The 23848-nt window shown below is 44.8% G+C and carries 39 protein-coding genes; all 39 read right to left on the reverse strand.

From position 1 onward, the window contains the following. Positions 1 to 223: 223 nt before the first annotated feature. Positions 224 to 616: a 30S ribosomal protein S9 gene (gene rpsI, locus MHB56_RS11625; protein WP_025706574.1), complete on the reverse strand. Its 393-nt coding sequence runs from the start codon at positions 614 to 616 to the stop codon at positions 224 to 226. Between the two features lie 20 nt (positions 617 to 636). After that, positions 637 to 1074: a 50S ribosomal protein L13 gene (gene rplM, locus MHB56_RS11630; protein WP_036680589.1), complete on the reverse strand. Its 438-nt coding sequence runs from the start codon at positions 1072 to 1074 to the stop codon at positions 637 to 639. Between the two features lie 229 nt (positions 1075 to 1303). Continuing rightward, a complete protein-coding gene (gene truA / locus MHB56_RS11635; RefSeq protein ID WP_036680587.1) occupies positions 1304 to 2086 on the reverse strand; it encodes a tRNA pseudouridine(38-40) synthase TruA in 783 nt (260 codons plus the stop codon). A gap of 317 nt (positions 2087 to 2403) precedes the next feature. Then, positions 2404 to 2769, reverse strand: a complete 366-nt coding sequence (gene rplQ / locus MHB56_RS11640; RefSeq protein ID WP_019908254.1) for a 50S ribosomal protein L17 — start codon at positions 2767 to 2769, stop codon at positions 2404 to 2406. Positions 2770 to 2803: 34 nt separating this feature from the next. Next, positions 2804 to 3748, reverse strand: a complete 945-nt coding sequence (locus tag MHB56_RS11645; protein ID WP_036680585.1) for a DNA-directed RNA polymerase subunit alpha — start codon at positions 3746 to 3748, stop codon at positions 2804 to 2806. A 130-nt stretch (positions 3749 to 3878) separates the two neighbouring features. Then, positions 3879 to 4274 (reverse strand): 30S ribosomal protein S11, encoded by a 396-nt coding sequence (gene rpsK / locus MHB56_RS11650; protein WP_019908251.1) that lies wholly within the window; start codon positions 4272 to 4274, stop codon positions 3879 to 3881. Between the two features lie 19 nt (positions 4275 to 4293). Further along, the gene (gene rpsM / locus MHB56_RS11655) at positions 4294 to 4662 is read right to left on the reverse strand and encodes a 30S ribosomal protein S13 (protein WP_036680583.1); all 369 of its coding nucleotides are present in this window, start codon (positions 4660 to 4662) and stop codon (positions 4294 to 4296) included. A gap of 19 nt (positions 4663 to 4681) precedes the next feature. Then, a complete protein-coding gene (rpmJ, locus tag MHB56_RS11660) occupies positions 4682 to 4795 on the reverse strand; it encodes a 50S ribosomal protein L36 (protein ID WP_003322638.1) in 114 nt (37 codons plus the stop codon). A 53-nt stretch (positions 4796 to 4848) separates the two neighbouring features. Next, positions 4849 to 5064: a translation initiation factor IF-1 gene (gene infA / locus MHB56_RS11665; protein WP_036652996.1), complete on the reverse strand. Its 216-nt coding sequence runs from the start codon at positions 5062 to 5064 to the stop codon at positions 4849 to 4851. Positions 5065 to 5066: 2 nt separating this feature from the next. Continuing rightward, entirely contained in the window at positions 5067 to 5375 is a 309-nt protein-coding gene (locus MHB56_RS11670; RefSeq protein WP_036680581.1) for a KOW domain-containing RNA-binding protein, read from the reverse strand. Positions 5376 to 5386: 11 nt separating this feature from the next. After that, positions 5387 to 6139, reverse strand: a complete 753-nt coding sequence (gene map / locus MHB56_RS11675; protein WP_038573450.1) for a type I methionyl aminopeptidase — start codon at positions 6137 to 6139, stop codon at positions 5387 to 5389. A 4-nt stretch (positions 6140 to 6143) separates the two neighbouring features. Beyond that, the gene (locus tag MHB56_RS11680) at positions 6144 to 6788 is read right to left on the reverse strand and encodes an adenylate kinase (protein WP_038573451.1); all 645 of its coding nucleotides are present in this window, start codon (positions 6786 to 6788) and stop codon (positions 6144 to 6146) included. Positions 6789 to 6884: 96 nt separating this feature from the next. Beyond that, on the reverse strand, positions 6885 to 8183 hold the full coding sequence (gene secY, locus MHB56_RS11685; RefSeq protein ID WP_076130016.1) for a preprotein translocase subunit SecY: 1299 nt from the start codon (positions 8181 to 8183) through the stop codon (positions 6885 to 6887). Further along, complete coding sequence (gene rplO, locus MHB56_RS11690) at positions 8183 to 8623, reverse strand: 50S ribosomal protein L15 (protein WP_036680569.1); 441 nt, start codon at positions 8621 to 8623, stop codon at positions 8183 to 8185. Before rplO ends, secY begins: the two co-directional genes overlap by 1 nt. A gap of 40 nt (positions 8624 to 8663) precedes the next feature. After that, positions 8664 to 8849, reverse strand: a complete 186-nt coding sequence (rpmD, locus tag MHB56_RS11695) for a 50S ribosomal protein L30 (protein WP_036680567.1) — start codon at positions 8847 to 8849, stop codon at positions 8664 to 8666. A 14-nt stretch (positions 8850 to 8863) separates the two neighbouring features. Beyond that, positions 8864 to 9361 (reverse strand): 30S ribosomal protein S5, encoded by a 498-nt coding sequence (gene rpsE / locus MHB56_RS11700; protein ID WP_036652980.1) that lies wholly within the window; start codon positions 9359 to 9361, stop codon positions 8864 to 8866. Positions 9362 to 9388: 27 nt separating this feature from the next. Next, positions 9389 to 9757, reverse strand: coding sequence for a 50S ribosomal protein L18 (gene rplR / locus MHB56_RS11705; protein WP_036680564.1), 369 nt, complete (start codon positions 9755 to 9757; stop codon positions 9389 to 9391). A gap of 84 nt (positions 9758 to 9841) precedes the next feature. After that, positions 9842 to 10384: a 50S ribosomal protein L6 gene (gene rplF / locus MHB56_RS11710; RefSeq protein ID WP_036680562.1), complete on the reverse strand. Its 543-nt coding sequence runs from the start codon at positions 10382 to 10384 to the stop codon at positions 9842 to 9844. Positions 10385 to 10414: 30 nt separating this feature from the next. Next, complete coding sequence (rpsH, locus tag MHB56_RS11715) at positions 10415 to 10813, reverse strand: 30S ribosomal protein S8 (RefSeq protein WP_036680560.1); 399 nt, start codon at positions 10811 to 10813, stop codon at positions 10415 to 10417. A 32-nt stretch (positions 10814 to 10845) separates the two neighbouring features. Then, positions 10846 to 11031 carry a type Z 30S ribosomal protein S14 gene (locus MHB56_RS11720; RefSeq protein ID WP_013312154.1) on the reverse strand — a complete coding sequence of 62 codons (186 nt, stop codon included), beginning with the start codon at positions 11029 to 11031 and terminating at the stop codon, positions 10846 to 10848. A 49-nt stretch (positions 11032 to 11080) separates the two neighbouring features. Next, a complete protein-coding gene (rplE, locus tag MHB56_RS11725; RefSeq protein ID WP_036680558.1) occupies positions 11081 to 11623 on the reverse strand; it encodes a 50S ribosomal protein L5 in 543 nt (180 codons plus the stop codon). A 31-nt stretch (positions 11624 to 11654) separates the two neighbouring features. Then, a complete protein-coding gene (gene rplX / locus MHB56_RS11730; protein WP_076099615.1) occupies positions 11655 to 12008 on the reverse strand; it encodes a 50S ribosomal protein L24 in 354 nt (117 codons plus the stop codon). Between the two features lie 48 nt (positions 12009 to 12056). After that, positions 12057 to 12425, reverse strand: a complete 369-nt coding sequence (gene rplN / locus MHB56_RS11735; protein ID WP_036680556.1) for a 50S ribosomal protein L14 — start codon at positions 12423 to 12425, stop codon at positions 12057 to 12059. Between the two features lie 38 nt (positions 12426 to 12463). Beyond that, positions 12464 to 12730 (reverse strand): 30S ribosomal protein S17, encoded by a 267-nt coding sequence (gene rpsQ / locus MHB56_RS11740; RefSeq protein ID WP_036680554.1) that lies wholly within the window; start codon positions 12728 to 12730, stop codon positions 12464 to 12466. Between the two features lie 43 nt (positions 12731 to 12773). Further along, positions 12774 to 12971 carry a 50S ribosomal protein L29 gene (gene rpmC / locus MHB56_RS11745; protein ID WP_019908232.1) on the reverse strand — a complete coding sequence of 66 codons (198 nt, stop codon included), beginning with the start codon at positions 12969 to 12971 and terminating at the stop codon, positions 12774 to 12776. Next, the gene (rplP, locus tag MHB56_RS11750; RefSeq protein ID WP_036680552.1) at positions 12961 to 13395 is read right to left on the reverse strand and encodes a 50S ribosomal protein L16; all 435 of its coding nucleotides are present in this window, start codon (positions 13393 to 13395) and stop codon (positions 12961 to 12963) included. Before rplP ends, rpmC begins: the two co-directional genes overlap by 11 nt. A 2-nt stretch (positions 13396 to 13397) precedes the next feature. Beyond that, positions 13398 to 14063, reverse strand: coding sequence for a 30S ribosomal protein S3 (gene rpsC, locus MHB56_RS11755; protein ID WP_038573452.1), 666 nt, complete (start codon positions 14061 to 14063; stop codon positions 13398 to 13400). A 13-nt stretch (positions 14064 to 14076) separates the two neighbouring features. Beyond that, complete coding sequence (rplV, locus tag MHB56_RS11760; RefSeq protein ID WP_036680546.1) at positions 14077 to 14409, reverse strand: 50S ribosomal protein L22; 333 nt, start codon at positions 14407 to 14409, stop codon at positions 14077 to 14079. A 33-nt stretch (positions 14410 to 14442) separates the two neighbouring features. Next, entirely contained in the window at positions 14443 to 14721 is a 279-nt protein-coding gene (gene rpsS, locus MHB56_RS11765; protein ID WP_036652940.1) for a 30S ribosomal protein S19, read from the reverse strand. A 76-nt stretch (positions 14722 to 14797) separates the two neighbouring features. Next, the gene (gene rplB / locus MHB56_RS11770) at positions 14798 to 15628 is read right to left on the reverse strand and encodes a 50S ribosomal protein L2 (protein ID WP_036680541.1); all 831 of its coding nucleotides are present in this window, start codon (positions 15626 to 15628) and stop codon (positions 14798 to 14800) included. Positions 15629 to 15657: 29 nt separating this feature from the next. Then, positions 15658 to 15951 (reverse strand): 50S ribosomal protein L23, encoded by a 294-nt coding sequence (gene rplW / locus MHB56_RS11775; RefSeq protein WP_036680537.1) that lies wholly within the window; start codon positions 15949 to 15951, stop codon positions 15658 to 15660. Beyond that, positions 15951 to 16574, reverse strand: coding sequence for a 50S ribosomal protein L4 (gene rplD / locus MHB56_RS11780; protein WP_036680536.1), 624 nt, complete (start codon positions 16572 to 16574; stop codon positions 15951 to 15953). The genes rplW and rplD overlap by 1 nt, the downstream gene beginning before the upstream one ends. Before the next feature lie 25 nt (positions 16575 to 16599). Further along, on the reverse strand, positions 16600 to 17223 hold the full coding sequence (gene rplC / locus MHB56_RS11785; protein ID WP_036680532.1) for a 50S ribosomal protein L3: 624 nt from the start codon (positions 17221 to 17223) through the stop codon (positions 16600 to 16602). Between the two features lie 42 nt (positions 17224 to 17265). Then, positions 17266 to 17574 carry a 30S ribosomal protein S10 gene (rpsJ, locus tag MHB56_RS11790; protein ID WP_017692074.1) on the reverse strand — a complete coding sequence of 103 codons (309 nt, stop codon included), beginning with the start codon at positions 17572 to 17574 and terminating at the stop codon, positions 17266 to 17268. Positions 17575 to 17799: 225 nt separating this feature from the next. Beyond that, positions 17800 to 19149: a globin-coupled sensor protein gene (locus tag MHB56_RS11795; RefSeq protein WP_076194814.1), complete on the reverse strand. Its 1350-nt coding sequence runs from the start codon at positions 19147 to 19149 to the stop codon at positions 17800 to 17802. Positions 19150 to 19408: 259 nt separating this feature from the next. Beyond that, positions 19409 to 20599, reverse strand: a complete 1191-nt coding sequence (gene tuf / locus MHB56_RS11800; RefSeq protein ID WP_036680523.1) for an elongation factor Tu — start codon at positions 20597 to 20599, stop codon at positions 19409 to 19411. A gap of 109 nt (positions 20600 to 20708) precedes the next feature. Beyond that, positions 20709 to 22787 carry an elongation factor G gene (gene fusA, locus MHB56_RS11805; protein WP_036680521.1) on the reverse strand — a complete coding sequence of 693 codons (2079 nt, stop codon included), beginning with the start codon at positions 22785 to 22787 and terminating at the stop codon, positions 20709 to 20711. Between the two features lie 47 nt (positions 22788 to 22834). Next, the gene (gene rpsG / locus MHB56_RS11810; RefSeq protein WP_036680520.1) at positions 22835 to 23305 is read right to left on the reverse strand and encodes a 30S ribosomal protein S7; all 471 of its coding nucleotides are present in this window, start codon (positions 23303 to 23305) and stop codon (positions 22835 to 22837) included. A gap of 45 nt (positions 23306 to 23350) precedes the next feature. Further along, on the reverse strand, positions 23351 to 23770 hold the full coding sequence (rpsL, locus tag MHB56_RS11815) for a 30S ribosomal protein S12 (protein WP_036680518.1): 420 nt from the start codon (positions 23768 to 23770) through the stop codon (positions 23351 to 23353). Between the last annotated feature and the right edge of the window lie 78 nt (positions 23771 to 23848).

Below are 23848 nucleotides of genomic sequence, written 5' to 3' on the forward strand. Positions count from 1 at the left end.
TATTCCTCCATCCAAAATATTAATCGTATGAATAAATGAGGTAAAAGAAGTAATAAAACCAACTAATTCTATATGAAATAGTATATAACTTTTACTGAGGAAGTCAATGCGTTTCAACCGTTAGAATTAGTAAATAGATGCAAAAAAAGCCCATTTCTTGTGGAAAGGGGCAACAAAAAATAAAACCCTTGGCCATATGGCCAAGGGTTGAATTCTGTAAATATTAACGTTTCGAGAACTGAGGCGCACGACGTGCAGCCTTCAAGCCGTATTTCTTACGTTCCTTCATACGTGGGTCACGAGTCAGGAAGCCGGCTTTCTTCAATGCACCGCGATATTCAGGGTCAACTTTAAGCAATGCACGGGAGATACCGTGACGAATTGCTCCAGCTTGACCGGAAATGCCGCCACCATGTGCAAGAACGATTACATCGTAGTTGCCCAGTGTTTCAGTCAGGTTCAAAGGTTGTTTTACGATCATTTTCAGTGTTTCCACACCGAAATATTCGTCCATCTCACGTTTGTTAATGACAATGCGTCCTTCACCCGGTACAAGGCGAACACGTGCTACCGAATGTTTACGACGACCTGTCCCATAGTATTGTACTTGTGCCATGAAACTGTCCTCCTCTATTCTTATCCGCGAAGTTCGTAAACTTCAGGTTTTTGTGCTGCATGTGGATGCTCGGCGCCTGCATATACTTTCAATCTCAGCTTCATGTGGTCCCCTTGACGAGTCTTAGGAATCATACCATGAACCGCGAATTCAATTACGCGTTCTGGTTTAGTATTCAGCAGAGTTTCAGCATTAGTAACTTTCAAACCACCTGGGTGCATCGAGTGACGGTAGTATTTTTTGTTTTGCAATTTCTTACCGGTCAAGTGAATTTTCTCAGCGTTGATTACGATAACGAAATCTCCTGTATCAACGTGTGGAGTGAATTGCGGTTTGTGTTTGCCACGGATCAAAGCAGCGGCTTCGCTGGCCAAACGACCGAGTGTTTTGCCTTCGGCATCAATAATGTGCCAATTGCGTTCAACTTCGTTCGGCTTCGCCATATAGGTGGTACGCATGAATGTTTCCTCCTTGTTCTCGTACGAAAATCTTCTGTTTCGTATATCTTGTTTCTCATTGAATTACGATTATGTGAGTTAAGCAAAGCATTTTTTTGGCATTTTCTCGATCGGGGCTGTGGGATAGCCATCAAGAAAACACAACTTTTATATTACAGTATAAACATAACAAGTGCAAGTGATTTTTAAACATTTAGCCTATTAATCAGGAAGAAATTTATAGAAAAAACTATTCACTTTCAATCTCGTCATATTCAACACTCCACAAAGCTAACCCCATGGCCACAGCTGTTGGACCAGCATGTGATCGATCACATGCTGCCAATATTTCAGCAACCTTATCAGCAGGTATTTTACCTTCCCCCACATGGATCAAAGTCCCCATAATAATGCGAACCATGTGCTGAAGAAATCCACTACCTGTTATATAAGTATGGATAACTCCTTGATCTGATGAAGAGGGTCGGCACATACTGCGGTCTACTTCCATATGAGCTTCAAAGATCGTTCGTACATGAGAAGTCTTCGTAGACCGTCGTGATGCAAACGAAGTGAAGTCATGTGTCCCTATAATTTGCGTTAAGCCTTGCTGCATCGCAGGAATATCCAACTTCACTGGATGGTGAAGCTGCCAGCGCCGTTGAAACGGATCTGGAAACCTGTTGCCATTAATCGTGTATCGGTAAGTTTTACGCTTAGCCCCTCTACGAGAGTGAAACGTTAGCGGAACTTCCCTAGCCTCTGTAACCACGATGTCTTGTGGCAGCCGGGCATTAAGCGCTAGACACCAACGTTCAGTTGGGATTCGAGAGGAGGTTGTAAAGTTAAAAGGCTGGCCATAGGCATGTACTCCGGCATCTGTGCGGCCTGAAGCAGTAATCTTAAGCTTCTCACCTGTCAGATGGAGTATGGCTTGCTCCAGCCGATCCTGAATCGTATTGCCCTGAGGCTGGGTCTGAAAGCCATCATAATTCGTTCCGTCATAATTGACCTTCATCAATAGATTACGCATTCCGTTCTCCTTTTTAAACCGGTCAGCAGAACGTCGATCGAAGCACTGTCTGATCTTCTATTTGAAGAAATGGCTTCGCCGTCCCTAGTAGGACGGCATCCATTTTTCATATATAGAACTACAAGTCCTATAGGATCCTTAATTTCAAAAAAAAGAGCCCCTGCGGGAGCTCCTTCAATTGAACCAAGGTGATTCCCACGGTTATTAGTACAGCAGAGTCTTGCGCCTCTGCAGCACAATAACGCTGATATTTCCCCCATCTTTACTCCAAAGAGGGCTGGATGAAAGGGAAGCATCGGAAATCAATACTTGTGATACTACGCGCGGTCTACCAATTCAAGATAAACCATAGGCGCAGCGTCGCCACGACGAGGTCCTAGTTTAAGGATACGAGTGTATCCACCTGGACGCTCAGTGTAACGAGGAGCAATGTCAGAGAACAATTTTTGAATTGCATCTTGTTCACCATCAACAGTCTCGCGGCGAACAAATGCAGCTACTTGACGACGAGCATGAAGATCACCTTTTTTAGCTTTAGTGATCAGCTTTTCAGCGATAGAACGAACTTCTTTCGCTTTAGCTTCCGTTGTTTGGATGCGCTCGTATAAAAACAGATCCGTTACCATGTCGCGAAATAACGCTTTACGCGCACTGGAATCACGGCCCAATTTTTGGTATGCCATTGTGTTTTCCCTCCTTTACTAAAGCAATCTGCAGCTATTCTTCTGTGCGGAGACCCAAACCAAGTTCCTCAAGCTTTTCCTGAACTTCTTCCAAAGATTTGCGACCAAGGTTACGCACCTTCATCATATCTTCTTCAGTCTTCGTGGTAAGCTCTTGTACGGTATTAATACCAGCACGTTTGAGGCAGTTGTAGGAACGAACAGAAAGATCAAGCTCTTCGATTGTCATCTCAAGTACTTTTTCTTTTTTGTCTTCTTCTTTTTCAACCATAATTTCGGCGTCTTTCGCTTCGTCCGTAAGACCTACGAACAGAACGAGGTGCTCGTTCAAAATTTTGGCTCCGAGGCTTACAGCCTCTTCCGGTCTGATACTTCCATCCGTCCAAATTTCAAGCGTCAATTTGTCGTAGTTAGTCACTTGACCAACACGTGTATTGTCTATGCCGTAGTTAACGCGTGAAATTGGAGTGTAGATGGAGTCAACTGGAATAACACCAATTGGCTGATCGTCACGTTTGTTCCGGTCCGCTTGGACATAGCCGCGACCACGGCCTGCAAAAATACGCATATGAAGTCTCGCACCAGGTCCCAGCGTTGCAATGTGAAGATCCGGATTGAGGATCTCAACATCGCTGTCCGCACGGATATCACCTGCGGTAACGATGCCTTCCCCTTCAGCATCAATCTCGAACACTTTTTCCTCGTCTGAATGAATCTTCAGAGACAAGGCTTTAAGGTTCAGAATGATTTCCGTCACATCTTCCATTACGCCTGGAACGGTCGAGAACTCATGCAGAACGCCGTCAATTTGGACCGAAGTCACTGCGGCTCCTGGAAGCGAAGAAAGCAATATCCGGCGAAGCGAGTTCCCCAGAGTCGTGCCATACCCACGTTCCAGCGGTTCAACTACGAATTTCCCATAGGTACCTTCATCATTAGCTTCTACGGTCTCAATCTTCGGCTTTTCGATTTCTATCACGAGTTTACCCCTCCTTCAACGTCGCTCCTATATGAAACTGTCACCCCATCAGGTGCATCATGTAGTATGCCTAAACACCTATTATTAGCAGATGCGTCAGAATTATACCACATTCACAATACTGATTTCACTATACGCGACGACGCTTAGGCGGACGGCATCCATTGTGAGGAACCGGAGTTACGTCTTTAATAAGGTTAACTTCAAGCCCTGCAGCTTGAAGGGAACGGATGGCTGCTTCGCGGCCCGCGCCCGGTCCTTTAACCATAACCTCAACCGACTTCATGCCGTGCTCCATAGCTGCTTTAGCTGCTGATTCAGCTGCCATTTGCGCTGCGAATGGAGTGGACTTACGGGAACCTTTAAATCCTTGGCCGCCGGAGCTTGCCCAGGAAATTGCATTTCCGTGAGGATCCGTGATGGTAACGATGGTGTTGTTGAACGTGGAACGAATATGTGCCACGCCGGATTCGATATTTTTACGGTCGCGACGTTTGGTACGTACGACTTTTTTCGGTTTAGCCATTGTCTCTTATCCCCCCTTATTATTTCTTTTTGTTTGCTACCGTACGACGCGGGCCTTTCCGGGTACGGGCATTCGTTTTAGTACGTTGACCGCGAACAGGCAATCCACGACGGTGGCGAACACCGCGGTAACAGCCGATCTCAGTAAGACGTTTAATATTTAAGGAAATTTCACGACGCAGGTCACCTTCAACCTTAACCGTTTTGTCGATCGTTTCACGCAGTTTGCTGACTTCATCTTCCGTCAAATCACGGACACGTGTATTAGCGCTAATGCCTGTTTCATTAAGAATTTTCTGAGAAGTCGTTTTACCGATTCCGAAAATATAAGTCAAGGCGATCTCAACGCGTTTGTCACGTGGCAAATCCACTCCAGCTATACGAGCCATTTTACGCTACACCCCCTTCTTAACCTTGTTTTTGTTTGTGTTTCGGATTTTCGCAAATCACCATAACAGTCCCTTTGCGGCGGATTACTTTACATTTCTCGCAAATGGGCTTTACAGAAGGTCTTACCTTCATGTTAATTACCTCCTCAAAGTTTTGCGAAGCAAAACTTTTTTCGTAGTTCCCATCTATTTACGGTAAGTTATACGACCTTTTGATAAATCATAAGGCGATAACTGCACGACCACTTTGTCTCCGGTCAAAATACGGATAAAGTGCATCCGCAATTTACCGGATACATGGGCAAGTATTTGATGACCGTTCTCAAGCTCAACCTTAAACGTTGCGTTTGGCAACGGTTCAAGGACAGTACCTTCTACTTCAATGACATCTTCCTTAGCCACAGTTAGTCTCCTTTCTCATCAGCACTTATTCCGGTGGGTCCAGCATACTTCATGACTGCGAATCGCAGCTTTCCGTTTGTTACCCGCCCAGTTTCCTTCAAACTGTCCACAACCTCACTGCTGATGAAGGGTATGAGCTCAAGATGAAGAATATTCTTCTTCTTTGGCCCATCAAACTTACGTTTGTCTCCATCTGCAATGTATACAAATCTGCTATCAACAACTGCGATAACAACGGCTGCCTCTCCGGCATCTTTGCCTTTGAGAATTCTCACTAATTGACCAACCTGCGGGCTGCTCACAGTATTCAAGAGGAGATCACCTACGCATTCAGTTTTGTGAAAATTTCCATGCCGTCCGGAGTAACTGCTACTGTATGCTCGAAGTGAGCACATAGTGAGCCATCAACCGTAACGACAGTCCAGTTATCTTCCAGTGTTCTGACATGTCTCTTTCCTGCGTTTACCATCGGCTCAATCGCGAGCACCATACCCGGTTTCAGACGTGGTCCGCGGTCCGCTATGCCATAATTCGGAATTTGCGGTTCTTCATGCAGTTTTGCCCCAATACCATGACCAACATACTCACGTACGACTGAGAAACCAGCCTCTTCGATGTATTGCTGAATAGCATGGGAGATTGTAAACAAGCGCACATCCGGCTTAACTAACGCCAGTCCCGCGTACAAGGAGCCTTCCGTAACGTCCAGCAAACGCTGAGCCTCTTCGGAAATGCTGCCCACACCGTAGGTCCAGGCGGAATCACCGTGATAACCGCGGTACTCTGCACCGATATCCAGCGTAACAATATCGCCTTCGATCAGTTTACGTTTACCAGGAAATCCATGCACTAATTGTTCGTTGACTGAAGCGCAAATGCTGGCAGGAAAACCGTTGTAGCCTTTGAAAGACGGCACAGCATCTTGACTGCGAATGTATTGATCGGCGATTCTGTCGAGCTCACCCGTTGTAATGCCAGGCTCAATGGCCTGAGCAATAAGACGGTGACTCTCGGCAACAATTCGACCAGCTTCCCTCATAAAGGCAAGTTCCTGTTCGGATTTACAAATGATCATTACATTAACCCCGCATTAAAGACACGATTTCAGAAGTAACGACATTAATTTCGTTTTCCCCGTTTACCTGACGCAAAAGACCTTTATTATCATAAAACGCAAGCAGCGGCGCTGTTTTATTATCATACTCATCCAGGCGCTTGCCTACACTTTCTTCGTTGTCATCCGGACGTTGATATAATTCACCGCCATCAATGTCGCAAATGCCATCTTGCTTCGGCGGGTTGAAGATTAAATGGTAGGATGCTCCGCAAACGCTGCAGATACGACGTCCAGTAAGACGCGCCATTAGCAATCCACGGTCAACATTCAAGTTGATGACATGATCCAAAGAAGTGTTCAAACGGCTAAGAATATCATCCAGCGCTTCCGCTTGCGAAAGAGTTCTTGGAAATCCATCCAATAGAAATCCTTTTTCGCAATCGGACTGCTGCAACCGTTCTTCGACTATCCCAATGGTCACATCATCTGGTACAAGCAAACCTTGATCTATAAATGATTTGGCCTTCAATCCTACCGGAGTTTCCTGTTTGATTGCCAAACGGAAAGCATCTCCTGTCGAAATATGAGGAATACCAAATTCTTTAACGATTTCTGCCGCTTGTGTTCCCTTGCCTGCCCCAGGAGGGCCCATGAATAAAATGTTCACGATTTCTCTCTCCCCCCAAAAGTTCGCCACCAAGCAAGAAACAGCATAATAGGTGCCGGGAAGAATAAAAACTTAAGCTTCACCGGAACCTATCACCTATTTATTGATGAAGCCTTTGTAATGGCGTTTGATCAATTGGCTCTCGATCTGCTTCATAGTATCCAATGCCACACCGATTACGATCAGCAGTGATGTACCGCCAATACGAACTTCTTTAGGCAATCCAGATAAAGCACCGAAGAACATCGGCAGAACAGAGATCAAAGCTAGGAACAAAGCGCCGGACATAGTCAGACGAGACATTACTCTAGTCAGATATTTCTCTGTAGCTTTACCAGGACGGATACCTGGAATATAACCACCATTCTTCTTCATGTTATCGGCCATCTGCTGAGGATTCATCTGCACGAACGTATAGAAGAACGTGAACCCGATGATCATCACTACATACAGAAGCATACCAAGTGGAGCATCGGTTGCTAAATACTTAGCAATCCATTGAGCCCAGGCATGTGTTGACCAGAAACTGGAGAGAACAACTGGGAACTGAAGCAATGATACGGCGAAGATTACCGGAATTACACCTGCCGCATTAATTTTCAATGGGATATGTGTATTCTGTCCACCGTACATTTTATTGCCGACTACGCGTTTAGCGTATTGAACAGGAATCTTCCGAATACCTTGCTGTACGAAGATAACTGCTGTAATAATCGCTACAATCACAATCAGCACGATAACGACTTTAAGAATATTCAGGAACACCTGATCCGGCTGAATAAAACTTGAGTTAGCCGTACTTGTGATATATCCCGGAATGGCGGCGACGATTCCCGCAAAAATCAGGATCGAAATCCCGTTCCCGATTCCCTTTTCGGTAATCTGTTCACCAAGCCACATCAAGAAAGAAGTACCCGCCGTCAAGATAATGGCAACCAGCAAGTAATCAGCAAATGTCGCATTCGGCATCATTTGAGTATTATATATCCGGTTAAACCCTATCGACGTAGCAAAACCTTGGATCAGGGCTAATATCACTGTACCGTAACGAGTGATTTGCGCCAATTGTTTTTTCCCGTGCTCCCCTTGTTTAGCCCATTCAGCAAACTTAGGAACAACATCCATCGACAGCAATTGCACGATGATGGATGCTGTAATGTACGGGTAAATACTGATCGCAAATATCGAGAAGTTTTTGAGCGCTCCGCCCGAAAAGGTGTTCAAGAGTCCCATCAAAGCGTCACCGCTCTGATTTGCTGTTTGCAGTACATCTTTGTTCACACCAGGAACCGGAACAAACGAACCGATACGGTAGATAATCAGAATGAACAAGGTAAACAGGATCTTTTTGCGCAAATCTTCAACATGCCAGATATTCTTAAGCGTCTTGAACATTAGATCACCTCGGTTTTACCGCCGGCAGCCTCGATTTTCTCTACCGCAGATTGAGAGAACTTATTTGCTTGTACAGTCAATTTTACGGTCAACTCACCGTTGCCGAGAATCTTGATGCCGCTTTTGGAATTCTTGACAACACCAGTTTCAAGCAACAACTGCGGAGTCACTTCAGTTCCTTCTGCAAAGCTATTCAGATCTTCCAGGTTCACAATCGCATACTCTTTACGGGTAGGATTGACGAAACCACGTTTAGGCAGACGACGATAGAGCGGATTTTGTCCACCCTCGAAGCCCGGACGAACACCACCGCCAGAACGTGAGTTTTGACCTTTGTGACCGCGACCGGAAGTTTTACCATTTCCGCTACTAGGACCACGACCAACGCGATTGCGTTCTTTGCGGGAACCAGGAGCTGGAGCAAGTTCATGTAACTTCATCGTTTGCACCTCCTTATGTTTGTTAATTTATGCGAGGCGTTTAGCCTTCAATTTCAGTTACAGATAGCAAGTGACTCACTTTATTGATCATTCCGCGAATTGCAGGACTGTCATTGTGAACCACTGTCGTGTTGAGTTTACGCAGGCCGAGCGTCTTAACAGTAACACGTTGTGTTTCTGGACGTCCGATTACACTACGCACGAGGGTAATTTGCAATTTTGCCATTGACGTTCCCCTCCTTAACCGCGCAATTCTTCGACAGATTTGCCGCGAAGTTTCGCGACCTCTTCAATGCGTTTCAGACGGGAAAGTCCCTCCAAAGTTGCATTGACCATGTTCATGGAATTCGAAGAACCCAGTGATTTTGTCAAAATGTCGCCAACGCCTGCCAATTCCAATACCGCACGAACTGGACCGCCAGCGATAACGCCAGTACCCTCTGATGCTGGTTTCAACAACACGCGTCCTGCGCCGAAGTGTCCAGTAACGAGATGGGGAATCGAAGTTCCTACGATTGGGATGTGAATCAGGTTTTTCTTGGCGTCTTCAATGCCTTTACGGATGGCATCCGGAACTTCGCCGGCTTTACCGATACCAGCACCGACGTAGCCGTTGCCGTCGCCCACAACAACAAGTGCACTAAAGCTGAAACGGCGTCCGCCTTTTACAACTTTTGCAACACGGTTAATGTGTACAACTCTTTCTGTCAGTTCTAAACTGTTCGGATCTACACGCAAGTCGTTAACCTCCTTTTAAGAATTATTCTAGAATTCAAGACCAGCTTCACGAGCTGCATCAGCCAATGCTTGAATCCGTCCATGGTACAAGTAACCTCCGCGGTCGAATACGACCACTGCATATCCTTTTTCTTTGGCACGCTCAGCGACCAATTGGCCAACTTTCGCTGCAGCTTCAACGCTACCGCCATTACCGATATTAGCGCTCAGATCTTTATCAAGTGTAGAAGCGGATACGATAGTAACCCCTTTAACATCATCGATCAGTTGAGCGTAGATGTGTTTCGAAGAACGGAATACGTTCAAACGTGGACGCTCAGTAGTTCCCTGGATCTTCTTACGAACACGCAGGTGTCTTTTGAGACGAGCCTTGTTTTTATCTTCTTTTGTAATCATGACTTCCCTTTCACTCCCTTCAGTTTGCCGTAAACAGCTTCACTTTAAGATGCACGGGGTATCTTACAATTAAGTTTAAACTGGTTATTTCTTCTTACCAGCTTTACCTTCTTTGCGGATGATACGCTCGCCTTCATATTTGATACCTTTACCTTTATACGGTTCTGGTTCACGAACGGAACGGATTTTAGCAGCGTATGCGCCAACGCGTTCTTTATCGATACCTTTAACGATGATCTTCGTGTTCGCAGGAACTTCGAACTCGATACCAGCTTCCGGTGTAATTTCAACCGGGTGGGAATAACCAACGTTCAGAACGATTTTATCTCCGGATTTGCTTGCACGATATCCGACCCCAACCAGTTCCAGAGATTTCGAGAAACCTTCAGTCACACCTGCTACCATGTTGTTGACAACGGAGCGGGTTGTGCCGTGAAGTGAACGATGCAATTTGTTATCCGACGGGCGAACAACGGTAATTTCGTTATTTTCAACTGTAACCTTCATGTCTTTATGAAGCTCACGAGTCAAAGAACCTTTTGGACCTTTTACTGTAATAACGGCGTTGTCCAAAGTGACATCTACACCGCTAGGTACTGCGATTGGTTTGCGACCAATACGAGACATGTGTTGCACCTCCTTATCTTGTGACGTTTATTACCAAATGTAGCAGACAACTTCTCCGCCAGATTTTGATTGACGAGCTTCTTTGTCGGTCATAACTCCCTTAGATGTGGAGATAATCGCGATTCCTAGACCACCGAGTACACGAGGCACTTCATTGCTCTTCGTGTATACGCGAAGGCCTGGTTTACTGATTCTTTTCAAACCAGAAATAACACGCTCTTGGTTAGGGCCGTATTTCAAGAAGATACGGATAATCCCTTGTTTGCTATCTTCAACGAATTCCGCATCGCGGATGAAACCTTCACGCTTCAAAATGTCAGCGATTTGTTTCTTCATAGTAGAAGCAGGCATTTCTACCGTCTCGTGACGCACAATGTTAGCGTTACGAATACGAGTAAGCATATCTGCAATAGGATCAGACATAGTCATGTGTGTAAACCTCCTTCCCGTTTATAAACTTCTTACCAACTTGCTTTTTTCACGCCAGGGATCTGGCCTTTATAAGCTAATTCACGGAAACAAATTCTGCAAATTTTGAACTTTTGCAGTACCGAATGTGGACGACCACAACGTTCGCAACGTGTATATGCACGTACTTTAAACTTAGGCGTACGTTGTTGTTTAACTTTCATCGAAGTTTTTGCCACTTAGCCTGACACCTCCTAAACATTTTCGGAGAAAATGGATTAACCGACTTTATTTTGCGAAAGGCATTCCCAGCTGACCCAGCAGCTCGCGGGATTCCTCGTCCGTCTTAGCAGTCGTTACAATAACGATGTCCATACCGCGGACTTTATCCACTTTGTCATATTCGATCTCGGGGAAGATCAATTGTTCTTTAAGACCAAGTGTGTAGTTACCACGGCCGTCAAAGGCTTTAGTGGAAACACCACGGAAGTCACGTACACGTGGAAGTGTTACGTTGAACAATTTGTCCAAGAAGTAATACATACGCTCTCCGCGCAGTGTTACTTTAACCCCAATCGGCATATTTTCGCGTAGTTTGAAACCAGCGATGGATTTTTTAGCTTTAGTGATTACTGGTTTTTGACCAGCGATCAACTGCATGTCATTAACTGCAGCATCAAGTACTTTGGAGTTTTGAACAGCGTCACCCACACCCATGTTGATGACAACCTTCTCGATCTTAGGCACTTGCATAACAGTTGTATAGTTAAACTTCTGCATCAAAGCAGGTGTAATTTCGTTAAGAAAACGTTCTTTCATTCTTGCTGCCATGAAGATTTAACCTCCTTTCTTAAGGGCTAGATTAGTCGATAATCTCTCCGGATCTTTTAGCAATCCGAACTTTTTTACCATTGTCCAAAACTTTGTAACCGATACGGGTTACTTTGCCGGTCTTCGGATCGATGTGCATTACGTTGGACACATGAATCGAAGCTTCCTGCTCAATAATTCCACCCTGTGGATTCAGCTGGTTCGGCTTTTGGTGTTTTTTCACCATATTGACGCCTTCTACCAGAACGCGGTTTTCACGAGGATAAGCAGCGATGACACGGCCTTTTTTGCCTTTGTCTTTACCACTGATCACAAGCACCACGTCATCTTTCTTCACGTGCAGTTTATTGTTATGGGATTCCAGAACTTTTTTCACTCTAGGCATTTATTACACCTCCTATAACTAACCTTCAACTTATTGGTGCCGTGTTTATTAGATAACTTCCGGTGCCAAGGAAACGATCTTCATGTAGTCTTTATCGCGAAGTTCGCGAGCAACTGGTCCAAAGATACGTGTTCCACGAGGGCTTCTGTCGTCTTTAACAACAACAGCTGCATTTTCGTCGAATGCGATGTAAGATCCATCTTTACGACGAACGGAACGTTTCGTACGAACAACTACCGCTCTAACAACATCACCTTTTTTGACAACGCCGCCTGGTGTTGCTTGTTTAACGGAACAAACGATCAAATCACCGATTGCTGCTGTACGGCGTCCAGTACCACCCAGTACGCGGATACACATCAGTTCCTTCGCACCAGAGTTGTCAGCCACATGCAAACGTGTAAATGGTTGAATCATTATAATTTCCTCCTTCCGGAAAAACTCTCTTGATTATCTTAGATGATAACCGCTGCTTCTACCACTTCAACTAGTCTCCAACGTTTGTCCTTAGACAACGGACGAGTTTCCATGAGTTTTACGGTATCGCCAATCTTTGCAACATTTCCCTCATCATGTGCTTTGAATTTCTTCGTAGACTTGATGCGTTTGTGGTACAAATTGTGTTTCTTATAGGTTTCAACAGCAACTACGATGGTTTTATCCATTTTATCACTGACCACTTTACCGATTAGCACTTTACGTGCATTACGTTCTTCACTCATTAGTTAGCCTCCTTCCTGAATACGGATCTGCGATCCGTCTCACTTAACTAATCCCAAGCACTCTTTGATGGATCACGGTTTTAGCACGAGCTATTTCCTTACGCACGTCACGAATCCGAGTTGGGTTGTCCAATTGGCCAGTTGCCAATTGAAAACGGAGATTAAAAAGTTCCTCTTTGAATCCAGCGATCTTTTGTTCAATCTCAGCAGTGGTTAAGTTGCGAAGTTCATTAGCTTTCATTTGCTTCACCACCCAATTCTTCACGTTTCACAAACTTAGTCTTTACAGGCAGCTTGTGAGCGGCAAGACGCATCGCTTCACGAGCGATTTCTTCCGACACGCCTCCGAGTTCGAACATAATCTTGCCCGGTTTAACTACGGCTACCCATTTCTCAACGTTACCTTTACCACTACCCATACGAACCTCGAGAGGCTTTTGAGTAATAGGTTTATCTGGGAAAATCTTGATCCAAACTTGACCGCCACGTTTGATATAACGTGTCATCGCGATACGAGCAGCTTCGATCTGACGGTTAGTGATCCAAGACGGTTCAAGTGCAACCAGGCCGAATTCGCCGAAGTTCAATTCAGTACCGCCTTTTGCCATACCCTTCATGTGTCCGCGTTGTTGCTTGCGGTGTTTTACGCGTTTTGGTACCAACATGATTAGTTGCCTCCTTCCTGAGCAGCTTGTTTCTTAGCTGGGGGAAGAACTTCTCCACGGTAGATCCATACTTTTACGCCGATAAGACCGTAAGTTGTATGTGCTTCAGCCGTTCCGTAATCGATATCGGCACGAAGCGTATGAAGTGGAACTGTTCCTTCGCTATAACCTTCTGAACGAGCAATCTCAGCTCCGCCAAGACGTCCGCCCACTTGAGTTTTAATCCCTTTTGCGCCAGAACGCATAGTTCTTTGAATCGCTTGTTTGAGGGCACGACGGAACGATACACGACGTTCCAATTGTTGAGCAATGCTCTCAGCTACAAGAATTGCATCCAATTCAGGGTGCTTGATTTCATTGATGTTGATGTGTACTTTTTTGCCACCAGCGATTGCTGTAACTGCGCTGCGAAGTACTTCTACTTCTGCTCCGCCTTTACCAATAACCATACCTGGTTTAGCTGTATGAATTGTAACGTTCACGCGGCTAGCCGCTCTTTCGATCTCGATATGGGAAACAGCGGAATCCTTCAATTTGCCTTTAAGGTATTCCCGGATTTTGACGTCTTCCATCAGAAGAGTACCGAAATCTTTTCCTGCATACCATTTAGATTCCCAATCGCGAATAATACCGATTCGGAGTCCGATTGGATTTACCTTTTGACCCACGTGTTATCCCTCCTTATTTCTCAGATACCACCAGTGTAATGTGGCTCGTGCGTTTATTGATCCGACTTGCGCGGCCCATGGCGCGCGGACGGAAACGTTTCATAGTAGGTCCTTGGTTAACGAAAACCTCGCTAACGAACAAACTGTTCACGTCCAAAGAATAGTTATGCTCAGCATTCGCAATTGCCGAATTAAGCAACTTTTCAACGACCGGAGAAGCGGATTTCGGAGTGTGGCGAAGAATAGCAATTGCTTCCCCCACTTGCTTACCGCGAATCAAGTCAACAACCAGTTTCGCTTTACGAGCGGAAATTCGCACCGATCTTGCATGTGCTTTTGCTTCCATTGTTTAACCTCCTTTCAAACAGAGACCTTATTATTATCTTCTTGTTTTCTTATCGTCACCCGCGTGGCCTTTGTAAGTACGTGTTGGCGCGAACTCGCCCAACTTGTGACCTACCATATCTTCTGTTACGTATACAGGCACGTGTTTACGGCCGTCATATACACCAAACGTATGTCCGATAAACTGAGGGAAAATGGTTGAGCGACGGGACCAAGTTTTAACAACAACCTTTTTCTCAGCCTCGTTCAGTTCCTCAACTTTTTTAAGCAGGTAGCCATCGATAAACGGCCCCTTCTTTAAACTGCGACCCATGTGTGAATCCTCCCTTCATCCGGTTCTTCAAACCGCGAATCGACGCTTCGCGCTTTATTAACTTGCCAGAAGCGTCTTATTTAGTGCGGCGGCGAACGATATATTTATCAGATGCCTTGTTTTTCTTACGCGTTTTGTAACCAAGGGTTGGTTTGCCCCATGGAGACATTGGCGATTTACGTCCGATTGGAGCGCGACCTTCACCACCACCGTGTGGGTGATCGTTAGGGTTCATTACTACCCCGCGAACTTCAGGACGACGGCCCAGCCAGCGACTACGTCCAGCTTTACCGATTTTGATCAATTCGTGATCTTCGTTACCTACGGAACCGATAGTTGCACGGCATACGCTAAGGATCTTACGAACCTCACCGGATGACAAACGAACGGAACAGTATTTTTCTTCTTTACCAAGCAATTGAGCTTCTGTACCAGCTGCACGAACCAATTGTCCGCCTTTACCTGGTTTCAACTCAATGTTGTGGATAACTGTACCTACTGGAATGTTCTCCAGTGGAAGACTGTTACCAATTTTGATGTCAGCCGCAGGACCGGACTCTACTTTATCCCCAACTCTTAGACCTTTAGGAGCGATGATATAACGTTTCTCTCCATCAGCATAGTGGATCAAAGCAATATTAGATGTGCGGTTCGGGTCATACTCGATTGTAGCAACGCTACCTGGTATGCCGTCTTTAGTCCGCTTGAAGTCGATAATACGGTATTTACGTTTATGTCCGCCGCCATGGTGACGAACCGTAATTTTACCTTGGTTGTTGCGTCCCGCATGTTTGAACAGCGGAGAAAGCAACGATTTCTCTGGCTGGTTTGTTGTAATTTCTTCAAACGTAGACACGGACATAGCGCGTCTTGCCGGAGAGGTCGGTTTGTACTTTTTGATTGGCACTGTAGTTCCCTCCTTACTTCAACAGAGTATTATTCTACCGCTTCAAAAAATTCAAGCGGTTTGCTGTCCGGGCTAAGCTTAACGATGGCTTTTTTCCACTCTGGAGTGTAACCAGAATATTTACCATAACGTTTCAGTTTGCCAGGTACACGCATTGTGTTCACATTAGTTACTTTTACTTTGAAAATAGCCTCGACAGCTTTTTTGATTTCGGTTTTGTTAGCACGGATATCCACTTCAAAAGCGTATTTCATTTCGCTCATGTAGTCGGAAGTACGTTCCGTAATCACCGGACGTTTGATAATATCACGAGGATCTTTCATTACGCGAACACCTCCTCTACCTTCAGAACTGCTTCTTTAGTGATGATCAGTTTGTCGTACGTCAGTACGTCAAGAACATTAATGCCGTCAGCCGCTACGAATTTCACCCCAGGGATGTTACGAGCGGAAAGTGCTACGTTATCATCATAGCTAGTAGCTACGATCAACGCTTTACGATCTACTTTCAGGTTGTTCAAGATTGCTGCGAATTCTTTCGTCTTCGGAGCATTCATTGTCAAGCTATCCAATACGATAATGTCATTCTCGAGTACTTTCGAGGACAAAGCGGATTTGATCGCCAAACGACGAACCTTCTTAGGCAGTTTCCAGGAATAGCTACGTGGTGTTGGTCCGAAGACAACGCCGCCGCCTTTCCATTGTGGAGAACGAATGGAGCCTTGACGAGCGCGACCTGTACCTTTTTGTTTCCAAGGTTTACGTCCACCGCCACGAACTTCAGAACGTCCTTTTACTTTGTGTGTACCACGACGTAGGGAAGCTCTTTGCATAAGCGCAGCTTCATGTAGAACGTGCTCATTCGGTTCAATACCGAATACTGTATCGCTCAGTTCCACTTCACCAACTTCGTTGCCACTAATATTAAAAAGTGTTACTTTTGGCATTTCATGTTCCTCCTTTCTTCAATAATTATTTCTTAACGGTTTGTTTAACTTTCACGAAGCTGTTTTTAGGACCTGGGATAGCGCCTTTAACCAGCAATACGTTACGTTCAACATCAACCTTGATAATTTCAAGCTTTTGAACCGTAATAGTCGTGTGACCCATATGTCCTGGAAGGCGTTTGCCCTTAGGAACACGGTTAGCTTGGATAGAACCCATGGAACCCGGTCTTCTGTGGTAACGCGATCCGTGTGCCATTGGTCCGCGGCTTTGTCCCCAACGTTTGATGTTACCTTGGAAACCTTTACCTTTAGATGTACCAGTTACGTCAACAAATTCGCCCTCAGCAAAGATATCAGCCTTCAGCTCTTGTCCAACCTCGAGAGACCCGAGATCAACACCGCGAATTTCACGAACGTAGCGCTTAGGTGTTGCATTTGCCTTTTTGGCGTGACCCTGTTCAGGCTTATTGGAACGTTTTTCTTTTTTATCAGAAAAGCCCAATTGCACTGCTTCATATCCGTCGATATTCAGGTCTTTCTTTTGCAGTACTACACAAGGTCCTGCTTCGATAACAGTAACAGGAATTACGTTACCTTCTGGAGTAAACACTTGAGTCATACCGAGTTTTTTTCCTAAGATACCTTTCAATGTTGACACCTCTTTTCTTTTCCTAAATTACTTAAAATAGAATTACAATTTGATTTCGATATCTACACCGGACGGTAGATCCAAGCGCATCAAGGCATCCACAGTTTGTGGTGTTGGGTTCACAATATCGATCAAACGTTTGTGAGTCCGTTGTTCAAACTGTTCACGGGAATCCTTGTACTTGTGTACCGCACGGAGAATAGTAATGATTTGCTTCTCAGTTGGTAACGGAATCGGCCCGGACACACCTGCACCCGAACGTTTTGCTGTTTCAACAATCTTCTCAGCGGATTGATCAAGAATTCTGTGGTCGTATGCTTTCAAGCGAATACGAATTTTTTGCTTTGCCATTTTAGTCCCTCCTTCTATCGCCCAATTTGGTATCGGACATACTCCGTGAAAATTTTCTGACCTCGTCCCCATGGCAAAGGGGCCGGGTGTGTCAGTAACCTCTCACATCATCGCAACGTCTCAGAACAACATTTATTATTATATATAATAGGCAGCAGTATTGCAAGCGAAAATAGAAAAACAACGCATATTTTTTTCATGCGCTGTTCTTCTACTATATATATGTTAAAGATTCTCTGTGGCAGACTTAAAAAACTCTGCGGAGGAAGCAGTCTGAGCCGTTGCTGTTCCGATCCCCTCGATGGTTTGGATTAAGGTTCTTATTTCTTCTTCCACTATTACAATCTCCTGTGTACTGCTACGCATAGCGTCTACAATATCAGAGAACAAAAGACTAGTCTCAACCGATTGGTGCTTCCCATTCTTAGTTAACTCCTGCACCTTACGAATCTCTTCTACAACCTGCTGAGTGAGTAGACCTGATTTATTTGTTAGCTCTACGATCTGAATTACAGTACTCTTAGTATCCTCTGCAAGCCGGCTAACTTCTTGAGCAACCACACTAAAACCTCTACCATGCTCACCGGCTCTAGCGGCTTCAATCGTTGCATTAAGTGAGAGGATTTTAGTCTGATCGGCAATTTCCCTTACTGAGTTCACAATTTTTTGAATTTGCTTAGAGGAATCGCTTAACTCAATGATCGAGTCTTCCATCTCACTGGTGGTCTGATATATAAGATTAATTTGCTCAGTCAAATCACCCAAGTGTTCATGCCCATCTGTAGCTAATCCCTGTGACTCCAGAGCGGATGCAGCCGTACGTTGGAATGTTCTACTTACTTCATTGCTGCTTGCCACTAGCTGCTTCACAGCAGCATTAGTATCGATGCTATAATCTATCAATTCAACGCTAAACTCTGAAATTTTTTGTTTTAATTCATTTTTCACCAATAGATATTGCTCTTCCTTCTCTTTTATGTTCTCCTTCTCATATTCTTCTAGAACCAGCTGCTGCTCAAGGTTAAGGAGCTTGGTCACGGTCTGAACCACTCGAAGGCGTGTATTATCATCGTTTGTTTCATTATATATAACGCGTATAAATACGTTCTGAAGATTCTGAAAAGCAGATAAATACCATTTAGGCTCAAGCCCTACTTTTTTATGAATATTAGCGATCATTAGACGCTTTGCTATGTACTCATCATCAACCTTTCCATTAAAAATCTCTAGAATATGACCACGAAGAGTAGTTTTCAACCTCTCTATACTGCTATGCTCTAAAATAATAGCTTCAAGTTTATTTACGCCTAATACCGAATTGTAAAATTGATCAATGATATAGTCTATATTCTGCTCAACAACAGGTTTCACCCTGCGTAGTAAGTTCAAATCTGCTTCAGTTAGATCAATCATTCTCATCTGCTCGTTAAGCTCACCATGTCCCTCCAGCTTATGAAAAGACTCTGCCACAGAATGATTCTGATCCTTGAAGTCTAAGGAATGAGAGGCAGGAGAATCTACATTATTATTACGTGCATTTAACGCATGCATGAAGGAAAAAGGACATTTCCCCATATTACCACTCTCCCACAATTCCTATTATTTTACATTATTATTCCTCCTTCATTTTACTCTATCATTAGTATAATTGTAAACAATTGATTGTTGTAATTTGACGAATTATGTAGAAAAAGATCATATTGTTATGCTTTATTATCAATTGGTGTCGAATAATACATTATTCTCAGAAAAAACAAAAAAGCCCCTGATTCTCCGCAAGAAGAATCAGGGGTGTTTGTAATTCGGAATCTACCCGCAGATAGAAGTCGAATTATTATTTTTGGATAGAAGCTACGCTACCAGCACCAACTGTACGGCCACCTTCGCGAATGGAGAATTTAGTACCTTCTTCAATAGCGATTGGGGAGATCAGTTGTACGGTTACGGAGATGTTATCACCAGGCATAACCATTTCAGTACCTTCTGGCAAGTTGATGATACCAGTTACGTCAGTTGTACGGAAGTAGAACTGTGGACGGTATCCAGTGAAGAAAGGCTTGTGACGGCCACCTTCTTCTTTTGTCAGAACGTAAATTTGAGCAGTGAACTCAGTGTGTGGTTTAACGGAGTTCGGCTTAGCCAATACTTGGCCACGCTCGATCATGTTACGGTCAACACCACGAAGCAATGCTCCGATGTTGTCCCCAGCTTGAGCGGAATCCAGCAATTTACGGAACATTTCTACGCCCGTAACTACGGATTTCTTAGTATCTTCGTGAATACCAACGATTTCGATTTCTTCTCCGACTTTAACTGTTCCGCGTTCTACGCGACCAGTTGCCACAGTACCGCGGCCAGTGATGGAGAATACGTCTTCGACAGGCATCAAGAAAGGCTTGTCAGTTTGACGCTCAGGAAGTGGAATGTACTCATCGATTGTTTCAAACATTTCGATGATTTTTTTAGCGTAATCGCCATCTGGGTTTTGCAGAGCTTCACGAGCAGAACCACGGATGATTGGAGTATCGTCGCCTGGGAAGTCATACTCGCTAAGCAAGTCGCGAACTTCCATTTCAACCAATTCCAACAACTCTTCGTCTTCAACCATGTCGCATTTGTTCAAGAAGACAACGATGTAAGGAACGCCTACTTGACGGGACAACAGGATGTGCTCGCGAGTTTGTGGCATTGGGCCATCAGCTGCGGATACAACCAGGATAGCTCCGTCCATTTGCGCTGCGCCAGTGATCATGTTTTTAACATAGTCGGCGTGACCAGGGCAGTCTACGTGAGCGTAGTGACGGTTAGGAGTTTCATATTCAACGTGGGAAGTGGAGATTGTGATACCACGTTCGCGCTCTTCAGGAGCTTTGTCGATTTGATCGAATGCGATAGCTGCGCCACCGTAAGTTTTGGACAATACAGTAGTGATTGCAGCAGTCAGAGTCGTTTTACCATGGTCGACGTGACCAATAGTACCGATGTTAACGTGCGGTTTGTTACGTTCAAACTTTGCCTTTGCCATTTGAACAGTTCCTCCTTAATGTGGGGTTCCTTATATTTGAGCCGCCCGCATACCTGTAATCTTAGATGACTGAGTGTTTATACCCGGGACGGCAAGTTAAAACTGGTAATTATTCAGCGCCTTTGTTCTTTGCAGCGATCTCTTCCGCAATGGATTTAGGAACTTCTTCATAGTGAGAAAGCTCCATTGAGAATACGCCACGTCCTTGTGTACCAGAACGAAGTGTTGTAGAGTATCCGAACATTTCGGAAAGAGGCACCTTAGCACGGATAATTTGCGCTCCACCACGGGAATCCATACCTTCGATACGGCCACGGCGGGAGTTCAGCATACCCATTACATCACCCATATATTCCTCAGGAACAGTTACTTCTACTTTCATGATTGGCTCAAGCAGGACAGGCTTACACTTGTCTTTAGCTGCTTTGAGTGCCATCGAACCGGCAATTTTAAATGCCATTTCGTTGGAATCGACATCATGATAAGAACCATCTACGATGGTAGCTTTAACGTCTACTAGCGGGAAGCCAGCAAGTACGCCGTTTTTCATTTGTTCTTCAATACCCGCAAGTGCAGGAGCGATGTACTCTCTAGGAACCGAGCCACCAACAACTTTACTTTCGAATTTGCTACCAGTACCTGGTTCGAGGGGTTCAAACTCAACCCATACGTGACCGTATTGACCACGACCACCAGATTGGCGTACAAATTTACCTTCGACGCGAGCAGGTGCCTTGAACGTTTCGCGGTAAGCAACCTGTGGTTTACCCACATTGGTTTCTACTTTGAACTCACGACGCATACGGTCGATGATGATGTCCAAGTGAAGTTCACCCATACCAGCCAGGATTGTTTGGCCTGTTTCTTCATCAGTGTGAGCACGAAGAGTTGGATCCTCTTCAGTCAACTTTCCGAGAGCAACGCCCATTTTATCTTGGTCAGCTTTAGTTTTTGGTTCAACAGCGATCTCGATAACTGGATCAGGGAAGTTCATTGATTCCAGAATTACTGGATTCTTCTCATCACACAGTGTATCACCTGTACTGGTATCTTTCAAACCAACAGCAGCTGCGATGTCGCCAGAATACACGATGGAAATTTCTTGACGGCTGTTCGCATGCATTTGAAGGATACGACCAATACGTTCACGCTTGTTCTTAGTTGCATTAACTACGTATGATCCGGACTCAAGTACGCCTGAGTAAACACGGAAGAACGTAAGTTTACCAACATAAGGGTCTGTCATGATTTTAAATGCCAAAGCTGCAAACGGCTCTTCATCCGAAGAGTGACGAACAGCTTCTGTACCGTCATCAAGATGTCCAGTAATAGCTGGAACGTCAAGAGGAGATGGCAAGTAATCAACAACAGCATCCAGCATAAGCTGAATCCCTTTGTTTCGGTAGGAAGATCCAGCAATTACAGGGAACAATTTAACTTCAACTACGCCTTTGCGAATTGCAGCTTTAATTTCCGGAATTGTAATTTCTTCGCCTTCCAAATACTTCATAGTCAGATCCTCATCAAGTTCAGCAACTTTCTCGATCAACTCGAGACGCAGCTCCTCAACTTTGGCCAAATATTCTTCCGGAATATCCGTTACTTCGATGTTTTGGCCCAGATCATCTCTGAACATGTGTGCTTTTTGCTCAACTAGGTCGATAATACCAGTGAAATCACTTTCTGCACCAATTGGCAATTGAATAGCAACTGCATTGGCTTGAAGGCGATCACGCATAGTTTCGATTACGTTAAGGAAATCCGCACCGATAATGTCCATTTTGTTTACATATGCAATCCGGGGAACGTTATAACGGTCAGCCTGTCTCCATACGGTTTCAGACTGAGGCTCAACGCCCTCTTTTGCACTAAATACACCAACTGCCCCATCCAATACACGCAGGGAACGTTCAACTTCAACAGTGAAGTCAACGTGTCCTGGGGTATCAATGATATTGATGCGGTGACCTTTCCACGCAGCAGTCGTAGCAGCGGACGTAATCGTGATTCCGCGCTCTTGTTCTTGCTCCATCCAGTCCATTGTAGCAGCACCCTCGTGAACTTCACCGATTTTGTGCGTACGGCCTGTATAGAAAAGAATCCGCTCTGTGGTAGTTGTTTTACCAGCATCAATATGCGCCATGATCCCGATGTTACGTGTATTTTTTAAGGAGAACTCTCTAGCCATGAAATGGATCTCCCTTCAAAATATAAGTTATTTGAATGACCTTTATCCTACCAACGGTAGTGAGCGAACGCTTTGTTTGCTTCAGCCATTTTGTGTGTATCTTCACGTTTCTTAACAGAAGCGCCTGTGTTGTTGGAAGCGTCGATGATCTCAGCCGCCAAACGCTCTTCCATAGTCTTCTCACCGCGGTTGCGAGAGTAGTTTACGAGCCAACGTAATCCCAGAGCAGTACGTCTCTCTGGTTTAACCTCGATAGGTACTTGATAGTTAGCACCACCGACACGACGAGCTTTGACTTCCAAAACCGGCATGATATTCTTGATGGCAGCTTCGAAAACTTCCATCGGATCTTTACCCGTACGTTCTTCAATCAATTTGAATGAATTGTACAGAATGCTTTGAGCGACACCTCTTTTACCACCCAGCATAATGCGGTTAATCAAACGAGTAACCAACTTGCTATTATACAACGGATCTGGCAATACGTCTCTCTTTGTAACTGGACCTTTGCGTGGCATGGATATCCCCCTTTCTTAAATGTTTATTATTCAGATATTGTTATCTTACTTCTTAGCTTTAGGACGTTTTGCACCGTATTTAGAACGAGCTTGCATCCGGTTAGCTACACCTGCTGTATCCAAAGCACCACGAACGATATGGTAACGAACCCCTGCAAGGTCCTTTACTTTACCTCCGCGAAGTAATACAACACTGTGCTCTTGTAAGTTATGTCCGATACCCGGGATATAAGCTGTTACCTCGAGACGGTTCGTCAAACGAACACGGGCATATTTACGAAGCGCTGAGTTTGGTTTACGTGGAGTCATTGTGCCTACACGAGTGCACACACCGCGTTTTTGCGGAGCGCTCAAATTTGTAGCCTCACGCTTGAGGGCGTTATACCCTTTTTGAAGAGCGGGAGATTTAGATTTTTCGATTTTGGCTTGACGGCCTTTACGAACCAATTGGTTAATTGTTGGCATGTTGTTGCCACCCCCTTCCTGAAATGATAGTCGATTTAAGAACTCTAAGCCCACAGACCCAGGCGGTTCATAAAAAGA

It is taken from the genome of Paenibacillus sp. FSL H8-0315 (assembly GCF_038005365.1).
In the GTDB taxonomy this organism is placed as follows: Bacteria; Bacillota; Bacilli; order Paenibacillales; family Paenibacillaceae; genus Paenibacillus_AQ; species Paenibacillus_AQ odorifer.